Origin of the sequence: Fibrobacter sp. UBA3718 (assembly GCF_002371935.1) — a bacterium.
Lineage (GTDB): Bacteria > Fibrobacterota > Fibrobacteria > Fibrobacterales > Fibrobacteraceae > Fibrobacter.
Window position 1 is genome coordinate 62,460 of the sequence record NZ_DFHR01000024.1, and the last position, 11,040, is coordinate 73,499.

9 protein-coding genes are annotated in these 11,040 nt (G+C 58.0%); 1 reads left to right on the forward strand and 8 read right to left on the reverse strand.

What is annotated here, in order from left to right:
* Positions 1-6 precede the first annotated feature (6 nt).
* Positions 7-660, reverse strand: a complete 654-nt coding sequence (locus B4A77_RS10725) for an STAS domain-containing protein (protein WP_173381309.1) — start codon at positions 658-660, stop codon at positions 7-9.
* A 77-nt stretch (positions 661-737) separates the two neighbouring features.
* Entirely contained in the window at positions 738-2,000 is a 1,263-nt protein-coding gene (locus B4A77_RS10730) for a hypothetical protein (protein WP_290740614.1), read from the reverse strand.
* Positions 2,001-2,088: 88 nt separating this feature from the next.
* Here B4A77_RS10730 and B4A77_RS10735 point away from each other — a divergent pair, with 88 nt between their 5' ends.
* Positions 2,089-3,021, forward strand: a complete 933-nt coding sequence (locus B4A77_RS10735) for a tyrosine-type recombinase/integrase (protein WP_290740617.1) — start codon at positions 2,089-2,091, stop codon at positions 3,019-3,021.
* Between the two features lie 11 nt (positions 3,022-3,032).
* On the opposite strand, the gene B4A77_RS10740 is transcribed toward B4A77_RS10735, so the two are convergent.
* From B4A77_RS10740 to ftsZ, 6 genes are all read right to left on the reverse strand, one after another.
* On the reverse strand, positions 3,033-4,184 hold the full coding sequence (locus B4A77_RS10740; protein WP_290740620.1) for a hypothetical protein: 1,152 nt from the start codon (positions 4,182-4,184) through the stop codon (positions 3,033-3,035).
* Positions 4,185-4,192: 8 nt separating this feature from the next.
* Positions 4,193-5,365 carry a hypothetical protein gene (locus tag B4A77_RS10745; protein WP_290740622.1) on the reverse strand — a complete coding sequence of 391 codons (1,173 nt, stop codon included), beginning with the start codon at positions 5,363-5,365 and terminating at the stop codon, positions 4,193-4,195.
* A 14-nt stretch (positions 5,366-5,379) separates the two neighbouring features.
* Positions 5,380-6,564 (reverse strand): formate-dependent phosphoribosylglycinamide formyltransferase, encoded by a 1,185-nt coding sequence (purT, locus tag B4A77_RS10750; RefSeq protein ID WP_290740625.1) that lies wholly within the window; start codon positions 6,562-6,564, stop codon positions 5,380-5,382.
* A 36-nt stretch (positions 6,565-6,600) separates the two neighbouring features.
* Positions 6,601-7,650: a fibrobacter succinogenes major paralogous domain-containing protein gene (locus B4A77_RS10755; RefSeq protein ID WP_290740627.1), complete on the reverse strand. Its 1,050-nt coding sequence runs from the start codon at positions 7,648-7,650 to the stop codon at positions 6,601-6,603.
* A 29-nt stretch (positions 7,651-7,679) separates the two neighbouring features.
* A complete protein-coding gene (locus tag B4A77_RS10760; RefSeq protein WP_290740629.1) occupies positions 7,680-9,239 on the reverse strand; it encodes a hypothetical protein in 1,560 nt (519 codons plus the stop codon).
* Between the two features lie 168 nt (positions 9,240-9,407).
* Positions 9,408-11,018: a cell division protein FtsZ gene (ftsZ, locus tag B4A77_RS10765; RefSeq protein ID WP_290740631.1), complete on the reverse strand. Its 1,611-nt coding sequence runs from the start codon at positions 11,016-11,018 to the stop codon at positions 9,408-9,410.
* Positions 11,019-11,040 lie beyond the last annotated feature (22 nt).

The following is an 11,040-nucleotide window of genomic DNA, read 5'->3' on the forward strand; positions in this document are numbered from 1 at the left end:
GTCAAATCACATCAGGAAGTAGGCGACGGCGCCACCGAGCACCAGGAGTATCAGAATGATGAAGAAGACCGTCTTTCCCGACGAAGATTCTTCCTCGAACGGCATGTTCATGCCCTTGGCGGCCAGTTTCTTCTCGTCCTTGACGACCGCGTTGAAACTCTTGGTAAAGCGACGGTTGTGACCAGTGCGGCGTTCTGCACGGGGCTGTTCGGCATCCAAGGCCGAATGGACATTCTGGGACGCGACCGGCGCGACTTCCGGTTCCGGAACCGGCGATGCAGGAGGAAGCGGTTCTGCCGGGCCATGGCTATGCAACGAGAAAGACATCATCTCCGCTTCGGCCGCGAACACCTTGAGCGAGCGGTCGAGGCCAGCCTTCTTGAGGCCGTCCGCTATCGTCGCGCTGTTGCTTAGGAGAGCGAGCATGCCACCCTTTCCCGAAAGTTCACCCTGGAACTGGACAAACGCATTATAGGCATCGCTATAGACAAAATCGAGACCCGTCAGGTCAACGGCGACAAACTTGTCGTCGGGGTTGTCATCGATCAGCTTCCGGGCATCCTTCTTGAACTGCTCCGCATCGAACGCCCCGATAGGGTTCAGGGGTGCAGACAACAAGTCAAAAATGCCGACTTCGCGATAGTTCTTTAATTCCGTCATACGATTGAAATATAGACTAATTTTTTCGTAATGTGATGGATATCGCCAATAAAATGCAAAAAAAGTTAATTTTCGCCCTATTCTTCCCAGTAGGTTCCGCCGGCGGGACGCTCTTCGAGCACCTCTTCCGACGCATCCTCGACCACCGGAGCCGCCGGGGCGGCCTCAGACTGAGCCTGTTCTGCAGCAGGAGCCTCCGGGGCCGATTCCTCGGGATGGGGTTCCTCTTCTAGCAGGGAGCCCTTGTATTTGGACGGGCCACGCTCGCGTTTCGGTTCCGGACGGGGTGCGTGGGCGAACAGGTAAGGGCTCACGCTGATGCTCACGCGGTGAACCGGCGAAAACACCGGGTGCGATTCGAAGGCGTAGTCGACCTTCAGGAACTTCGCAATGACAAGTCCGGCACCAGCAGTAAAGCTTTTAAAGGTGGTGAAACTCGAAAGCCCCGCACGGACGCTGAGCCCGAAATCGAAGGCGAACTCGACGCCGCCCCGACCGCCCGAAAGCCAGTCGAGCGGGCTTTCCCAGATGGGCCCCCCCACTTCCTCATCGGTTTCAAAATCTAGCGCTCGGGCTTCGTGATGGAAGAGCCCGGCCCCCTGCCAGTAGAAATTCAACTTGCCGTAAAGGTAGGCCACCGGCAAGCTGTAGCTTACCGCCAGATAGACTTCGGGAGCAGAATACTCGAACTCCCCCGATTCCCATGTTGTCGCAGAAGAAGTCCAGCCCTTCAACATCGCCGACACGAAAAGGCTGTCGACAGCCCGGAAGCGGAGTCCCGCATCGCCCCGGAAGCCAAAGCCCGTCTGGTCCATATCACGATACAGCAGGTGGAAGCCCACGCCCAAGTCCAGCCGATCGGTGAGGCGTCGGCCCCACGAAACAGAAAACACCCAGTCGGCAATCGAAAGTGTCTTGTAGTCGCTACCTTCGGGGAGCGGTTCGCCCTCGCGGATATAGGGAATGTCGTCCGCAGCGAAACGCGAGAAGGACACGCCAATGCCCTGGCCCTCGGACAGCGGAATCGCCGCCGAAGCGAAATCGAACTTGGTATCTTCGTAGTATTCCGTATGCGAGAAAGACGCCCAGGCGTAGTTCACGTTTGCGAGCTGGTACGGGTTGGCCGTGAGCCCCAGGTAATCCCCGTCGACCGCCATCGTCGCAGAACCAAGGGCTGCAGAACGGGCTCCCGGTTCCATGTCAAGCGTCGCATTCGCCCCCACCACGCGGTCGGCAGCAGAGGACACACCCGCAAGCAGCAGGGTCGCAGCCAAAGCGACCACCGCCCATCGGCGGCAGTCCACAAGCGTCGGTGTGTCAAGTTTGCACGCGAAATTCATACCTTACCCTCTAAAATAGATTTTTCGCAAGGGCGTGACCAACAAGGAGCCCCTTTATTATGGTCTTTTGTTTGTTAAATTATGCGGCATGAACCTTCCGGAACACATCGAGCAATTCTTGCAGTATATTGCGGAGCGGCGACGTTTTTCACCCCGCACGGTAGACACCTACAAGAAGTCGCTCACGAAGTTCCTCGAGCACCTGGGCTGCACGCCCATACCCGCGGGCAAAGCGGGCGTCGAGAATGTGCCCGCGCTTTCGGCATTTTCCGAGATGAATGTAAAGGGCTTCGTGTGGGACCTGAAGATGAAGCAGAAACTGGCGCCCACTAGCATCTGCGAGCACCTCGCCGCATTAAAAAGCTTCGGCAAGTACCTGGTGCGTTCGAAAGTGCTGGAAACAAATCCCGCCGAAGTAGTCCCGATGCCAAAGCGGCCCAAGCGGCTCGTGAACGTGCTCGGGCAAAAAGACCTCGCGCCCGAAAGATTCCCGGAGCTGCCGGACCCTCCGACGCTACAGCAGGTACGCGCCCGCATCCTGCTCGAACTCATCTACGGCTCGGGCCTGCGTATCTCGGAATGCCAGAACCTCACGTGGGACCGCATCGACGTTAACGCGAAACTCGTGCGCGTGCTCGGCAAGGGCAACAAGGAACGCATCGTGCCGCTCACCGAAAGTTTCATCGACCGCATCGCGAACTTCAAGCAGATGGAAGCTGAAGCGGGCCACCTCCCCACCGCAACGGGATATGTATTCCTCAGCGAAGACGGCAAGCCGTTCGGGCTGCGCACGCTCCGGAACGACATCCACGACCTGCTGCGCGACATCGGCTGGGAGGGCAAGGCGAGCCCGCACGTGCTGCGCCACAGTTTTGCCACGCACCTGCTCGAAAACGGTGCCGAAATCATGAGCGTAAAGGAGATGCTCGGGCATTCGAACATCTCCACCACTCAAGTCTATACGCATGTAAATGCAGAACGCCTACGCGCCGCCTTCAAGAAGACGCACCCGCGAGCATAATTCCCGCGAGCTTAGAAGAAACTCCCCTTGATGCCGACAGCGATGGTCCACTGCTGCAGAATGTCGCCCCAGTCGGGAGCGTTCCATTCGCGCATCGGGGATTCATCGTACTCGTCGCTCGGGTCAGCCGCATTCGCCTTGTCGTGTATGGGCACGGAGAGTGCGAGGAACACCGGGAAGTCCGCATTCGAGAACTCGATACCATAGGCAAGCGCCACAGACCACGCCTGATGATCGGGGTCGGGACGCGGGTCATACGTGCCCGCCTTCTCGGAACTAATCCATGCAACGCCCAGCGGTACAGACAAGTTAACACCCAGGCTCTGCACGATTCCTGCACGCCCGCGGTAACCGTAAGCCACCGATGCGCCCACAGAAGGCGGAGTGAAGGCACCGAGGTCGTTTTCGCCATACGGTTTGAAGCGGTATTCAAAACGGTCGCCATCGTGTTCGATATTTTTCCAGTAGCTGTCGTTGAACTCGTTCTCGCCCGAAATCAGGTGCATCGCGAACGGGTACGTGAACGTAAGCCCGTAAAGCCAGATTCCCTTGTCGGTATCGCGGCTGTAGTCCCAGCCGAGAGTGAGCGAATACAGGCCCGAGCCCTTCTGGAAACTTGCAGGCAAGATTTCTTCGGAAGCATCGGTACCGCGCTTGATATCGTACTGGCCGGTAGGAATCGTGAGCGATGCAGAAAGCGACGCCGCTCCCCCGCTACCAATCGTCTTGCTAAAGTCAAAAGAGATATCGCCGAGCCCGCCGGTACTGCGGTCGGTCGGAGCCTGGTTACTGCGGTACTGGACTTCACCCTGGTGCGAAACAAACGGTATGGACACGCCGAGTTTCGTGGACCATGTAGGCTTGATGGAAAAATGCGGGGTGAGCGTGAGGCCCGAGAAATTCTGGCCGACGCTGTACTTGGTAAACACTTCCGTTTCCAGGTAGCCGCCCGAAACGCCCTGGCCAATCCACTTGATACCATCGCCAGCGCCGCCACCGGAACCGCCGGCACCGCACCCGCCAATGGATTCCCAGGGGGTAGCGGGTTCAACCGGAGCGTTGTATGCCGCAAGGAAAGCGCAGGTAGCGACAGCCGCGAGAGATGCGACCGCACCGAATTTTTTGCCAAATTTTTTACCGGACTTCAATAAGGAATTCTTCATCGTCCACCTCACGGAAGTTCCAGCAAATAGCCGTAGTTTGTACCGGTGGCAAGGAACCTGCCATCGGGAGAGCGCCCGCCAATCATGGGAATGGAGGCAATTTCACGAACATCTCCGACCCACTCTACCGCAAGGTCGCTCGGGGCACCCGCATTCAGGCGGACTTCGCGCATCACCGTGCGACCCACGGAGCCGTCCTGCACGGATTCCTGCGTGAGGTCGTTCTTGTTGAGCATCTGCGAGCCCTGCGGGAATTCCGTCCACATCACAAACAGCCTGCCACCAAACGCAAACCAGTGCGGCTGTGCGGGTTCCGAAAGCGAGTTCTGCCCGCGTTCGATTTTCACCGGCGAAGAATTTGCGGAAAGTTCCTGGATGTAGGCTTCCCACGTCGTCGGATTCTCGAGCACGTTATAGACAATGAAGTTTCCGTCCGGCGAAATCATCGGGGCATCGATGCTCCAGCCGGACTTGCCGGAAGGCCTTGCAAGCGTCTTCGCCTTATCGAGCCCGCCGTTCGCAAAATCGACAAACACAATCTTGTCGTCGCCGTCCACGTAGGTCAGGCGCACCTTGTCGGTGCCAAAGAAGCCTTCCACCGTGGAATCCGCGGCACTCTCGTCTACGGAGGCATCCGGCGAAACCCACAGGTGCGGGGACGCCGTCTCAATAATATCCTTGTCGTAGAACCAGAACCGCTTGCTATCCGACATGCGCACGGCGAAAATTCCGTAGTCCAGATTCTCGCAGGCCTTCTTCCCGTCCAAGTCGTAGGCGCGGAGCGCAACGGCGTAGTCGGCGTGCGTACTCCATTCCGGGTCCTGGAACTGGCATTCGCCCGCAGACGTATCGCGCATCATGTACCAGAGCACCTTGCCCGAAGTATCTGAAATAGTCAGGCGGTCGTGCTGGATTACCCCGCTTGTCGTAAAGCCAGAATCCGGCGGAGTCACCTTGAGCGTACCGCCAAAGTTCAGCCAGAGCATCGCAGCAGGATAGTTCGCCGTATCCTGGGACACGGAAGGGTTGCAAATCTGCTTCTGCGTGTTCACCGGGAAGACCGTCCCGATATCGGACTTACCACTGGACGCGGACTCGACCGATTCGGCCTCGAAAGGTTCCGGCGAGTAGCACGCGATAAGCAGCAGTGCAGGCAGGAGTAATTCAAACAGTTTTTTCATCGACACGTAAATATTTACAGAGTGACCTTTACTTTTTCGCGCATGGCCATAACTTGCGCCTTGGCCTCTTCCACCGTGTCGCGGCGGGCAAGCAGCACGCCCAGGCGGCGGTGGCCCTTGAGTTCGGGCTTGCCGAACAGGCGAAGCGCAGTGTCAGGTTCTGCAAGCACATCTTCCAGGCCGCCGAACTTCACGTGGTCGGAATTGCCGTCCACCACAATAGCCTTCGAGGCGCTCGGGCCGTGGAATGCGATGTTCGGGATAGGCAGGCCAAGAATGGCGCGTGCATGCAACGCGAATTCGGAAAGGTCCTGCGAAATAAGCGTCACCATGCCGGTATCGTGCGGGCGCGGAGAAACTTCGCTGAAGAGCACCTGGTCCTTGCACACGAAAAGTTCCACACCGAAGATGCCGCGGCCACCGAGAGCGTCGGTAATCTTCTTCGCGATGTCCTTCGCCTGTTCCAGGAGTTCCGGCTTCATCGGCTGGGGCTGCCAGGATTCCTGGTAGTCGCCGCCCACCTGATGGTGACCCACCGGTTCAAGGAAGCTGGTTCCGCCCACATGGCGAACCGTAAGCAATGTAATCTCGTAATCGAACGGCACGAAACCTTCCACAATCACGCGGCTGGCATGTCCGGTGCGGCCCTCGTGCTGGGAAATGTCCCACGACTTCTGGATGTCGGCCTCCGTCTTGATGACGCTCTGACCGTGGCCCGAAGAACTCATCACCGGCTTCACCACGCAGGGGATACCGATTTCCTTGACAGCCTTCTGGAATTCCTCGAAACTGTCGGCAAAGCGGTACGGGCTCGTCTTGAGGCCCAGTTCCTCAGCGGCAAGGCGACGGATGCCCTCGCGGTTCATCGTGAGCTTGGTAGCCTTCGCGGTCGGGATGACGTTGAAGCCTTCCTTCTCAAGTTCCACGAGCGTGTCGGTCGCAATCGCCTCGACTTCCGGGACGATGTAGTCGGGCTTCTCCAGTTCAATCACGCGGCGGAGTTCGGCTCCGTCGAGCATGTTGATGACGTGGCTACGGTGGGCCACCTGCATGCCCGGGGCGTTGGCATAACGGTCCACGGCGATGACCTCGACGCCGAGACGCATCATCTCGATGATGACTTCCTTGCCGAGTTCGCCAGCTCCGCAAAACAGCACCTTAGTGGCGCTAGAACTTAGAGGTGTACCGATTTCTGCCATAAAAAACTCCTTGGTTTAGGAATAATATAAATATAGTTAGTCCTTGATGCAACGGACTGATAAACTGAAGTTCTCGTCAGCGAAGCTGAGGGTCGCACCGATCGCATTCAAGTACCAGTAGTCAGCGGAATGGTTATCATACTCAGTAAACTCAGCGGCACTCCAGAAGCGGGCGTACCCGCCGACATCGTAGAAAGCGCTACGCATGTAGCCGCCGGCAGGAAGCGCGGAAAACCCGTACGCATCGGTTGCATCAGGCCAATTGTCAAAGCCCTTCGCCTGCATGGCATTCGACGATTTGCCCATCACGCTATACAGCGTTCTCCATTCCGTAGAATCCGGGATATGCCAACCTTCCGGGCAAATACCACGCGCAGGAGTCTTTATGGTACATTCTACATCATAGCCACAACCCTTGGCATTATCCGAAAATACAGCTGCACTGTCCATGGCATCCGCCCAAGTGTAATAGCGACCGTACTTGGCACAGGAATCCATGTAGCAAAGGCTATTCGCCGTTTCGTAATTGAGGTTCTCGGCCATCCACGTCTGGGTGCCGATGGTCACCTTCTTGTATATCTGCTTGTCACGAGCATCTATGAAAAAGTTCTCGGCCCCTTCAATGCTCTTGCCGTCTTGACCATCTTTACCATCGTTGCCGTCTTCGCCTTGTTCTCCTTTTTCGCCGTTCAGCACAACGCCGACGGAATCTCCGCCACAGATGACCTTGAAACCGCTGCTATCGAGCAAGGACTCCATTGTGCAAGAAGTACCAGCTTCGCCCTTGTCGCCTTTCGCACCATCTTCGCCGTCTTTACCGTCACGGCCATCCTTACCGTCGGCGCCGTCCTTACCGTTGAACGAAGTCCATTTGCGGTTGATGCAGGCGTACGACGCAGCAGAATCCAGCGCATAAACCATCGTGCCTTCGTTTTCCGTGGTGCACTCGGGCAACTTCTCGCCCTCTTCGACAATCTTCATGCCGGTCTCGTGGACTTCGGTCACTTCGGTGACTTCATCGCCGCAGGCTACAAGGAGCGTGGCTGTTAACGCCACAATTCGGGTTAAAGAGTGTTTCAGGGACATGGGTGCTCCTTTGAAGGGGTTAGCTTCTTTTAGAACTTCGTATCGACCGGGTTGAAGGTGAACTTCACGCCGGAACGCAGCCAGCCGTCGTAACCGTCGTCGCCCTTCACGTGCGCGAGATTTTCGTACTTGCGGAAACCGCCTCCCACATAAAAGCCGAACCAGCCGTTCACCTTCATCCTGTAGAGCGCATCTACCAGGTACTGGGCTTCTTCCACGCCGGAGGGAGAATTCTCGCCGCCGGCGAGGGCCACGTTGTAGTCGGTGTACATTTCCTTGTCGCCCTGGCGCAGCCATGCGAGCGTAAGCACGAGCGAGTGCTTGCCGTACTGCCAGCCGAAATCGAACCACAGGTCGAGAGCGTCGGCGCCACGGCGGTAGCCTATCGGGTAATCCACAAAGTAGGCGTCGGCGTAATCGGGGTCGTCCTGTTCGCGGTAGTTGCTGCGGTAGTTGCGGCGGCTCGTGTACTTGAGGAGCGGGAGCCTGCTGTTGCCAGCCACGGGGTCGGTGCGTACCACGTCGAGCCTCCAGCTGAACTTGCCGTAGAGCGCGGTCGAAAGTTCGTGATAGTAGCCCACAAGGTAGTTGATTACGGAGCGGCTCGTGCCCTTGTCATCGTCCTCACCCACCGGGCTGTTGATGTCTTCCATGTTTATCTGGCTATAGAACTTCGCGCCGTTGCTCGTCTTGTAGCCGAGTTCCACGGAGGTCGCCGCCGACGTGTAGCCGGTCGCGTAGTTGTCGTGCCAGTAGATGAACGGGCTCATGGAGCGGAACTCGGGAGCCTTGCCGCCTATCATGCTCTGCTCTGCGATGTAAATCCAGAACTTTTCGGTTTCGATGCCGAACTTGTGGAACATGAAGGTCTTGATGTTGTCGTCGTACGTGCGGTTGCGCTGGTTTGCCACCTGGTTGTCGCGCTCGGTGCATTTTTGCGCGTAGGCCTCGGTACCCACGGGCGGGCAGCCGGTCGAATGGTCTATCACGTCGCCGTAGAGCCAGGCGTTGAGCGAACTGAACAGGAAGTCGTAGCGGAACATGCCGGCAGCGAATTTCCAGCGCAGGCCGTCGTGGTAGGGAGCGCCGCCCACCAGGATGTCGTTCTTCGAGACCATTAGGTCGTCGAGCGCGAACCGCCCGAACTGCACGTAGCCCGCGGAGTTCTCCCACACGGCGTAGGCGTTGTTCGGAACATTTATGTCGAGTTCGCTCGGGTCATAGGTGAAATTCTTGTGAAGGTCGTCCTGATACCAGGCTTCGAGATCACGCCGGAGCGGGGCTTCCAGAAGCACGTGGAAGTTCTTGTAGCCGGCGCGGAAACTGAGGGTGAAGAACGGGTCCAGATGTTCCTCGTAACTGCGGGCATTTTCAAGCGGAATCTGCAGGCCGCGCCAGTTGCCCCCGAACCAGTCGGCGGTATCTACCGCGAAGGTGGGGTCGGTCGGGCCGCCGTTGAACCCGAAGTCGAAATCGGTGCCTATCTGGAAATAGCCGCGTTCGCCCGACTGCGGGGGCGCCGGGTACGCAAGGCAAGTGACCGCAAAAGCGAGCGCACAGAGAGCGAAGATGTGGGCACCGGACCTCATGAACGCTAAAATAGCAAAGATTCCCGAACAGGGACATTCAAAACACGAAAAAGGACTACCCAGGCAGGGAGACCCAGGTAGTCCCTTGTGTGTTGTGGGGATGTGCGTGGAATACGCACACCCTGTGTGTGTGTTATTCTTCTTTCTAGAAGTTCTTCAGAGACATCATTAGAAGATATCGCTCAGGGCGTTTCCGCGGAGGAAGGCGGGCACGTCGTAGTCAACACCGTTGCTCTTGAGGGAACCGGCTTCGTACTGCGTGGACTTTGCCGCGGGGGCAGCCGCGAGGGCCTGCTGGCGGATAAAAGTCGGAGTGCCGAGGTTGGTCGGTTCTTCGCGCATGGCGCTCACAGAAGCAGTCTCATGGACACCGTTCATGTCGTCCACATCCGCGACGGCAGAGAATTCCTGCGTTTCGGGAAGGGAGGCGTTGGGAGTCCCGAGAATGGATTCTTCGGCAGCGGGAGCCGTAGCCGAGAATTCAGGAGCAGCATAGCCCTGAGCGGGCTGCTGCACGGCACCCTGCTGTGTGAACGTCGCCTGCGGAGCGGCAGGAGCGACGGCCGGCATGGCAACCGTGTTGTGCGCAAGGGCAACGAAATTCAGGCTGGTCGGACGCGGAGTCGGCTGCACCGGCTGCGGCGCGACGGGAGCCTGCTGGACCGGGGCCTGCGAGAAGCCTGCAGGGCTACCGATGGTGTTCACCAGGTCGCTCGGGCGGGGTGTCGGAGCCACGTAGGGCTGCTGAGCCACCTGGGCAGAAGCGGACTGCTGAATGCCGGTGTTGCCGCAGCCTGTCGCGATAATCGTGATGCAAACCTTGTCGCCGAGTTCCGGGAGGAGGATATCGCCGATGATGATATTCGGGTCACCCATGTCGCCTACGGCCTCGTAGATATGTTCCATGGCCTCGCTGTATTCGATCATGGAGAAACTTTCGCCGTGGGAAACATTCACCAGCACGCCGGTAGCGCCTTCCACGTTCACATCTTCGAGAAGCGGAGAAGAGAGGGCCATGTCAACAGCCTTGATGCCGCGGTTTTCGCCTTCGGCAATGCCCGTGCCCATGAGGGCGGAGCCGCCGTTGGTCATCACGGTCTTCACGTCGGCAAAGTCAACGTGGATAAGGCCATGGCGGAACATGATGTCGCAAATGCTGCGGACGGCGTTACCGAGAATGTCGTCGGTCAGCTTGAACGCGCCTTCGAGGGTCATGTTCTTGTCGGTATTCTCGACCACGTTCATGAGCTTCTTGTTGTCAACCACAATCATGGTGTCAACCGTGTCCCTCAGGTTCTTGATGCCCTTTTCTGCATTCCTGGAGCGGACAGGGCCTTCGTGCCTGAAAGGCTTGGTGACTACGGCTATGGTAAGGATACCGAGTTCACGAGCAGCAGCGCCAATCACCGGGGCTGCACCCGTTCCGGTTCCACCGCCCATGCCGGCAGTGACGAAGATGAGGTCGGCCCCCTTCATGGCCTCCTTCAGTTCCTCGACGCTTTCTTCGGCAGCCTTGCGGCCCACGTCCGGCTTTGCGCCGGCGCCGAGAGTCTTGGTGGTCTTCTGGCCAATGGCGATCTTGTGATCGGCAAGGCTCAGTTCCAAGGCCATGGCATCGGTATTCACGGCGTAGTATTCCACGCCCTGAATGTTCATGCCGACCATGCGGTTCACGGTGTTGCCGCCGGCACCGCCGACACCGAACACCTTCACCTTCGCGTTGTTGAGGGTGGATTCATCCATTTCGATATGGGATGTCCCGTTCATGTATTCACTCATAGTTTTTCTCCCTGGGATTGAG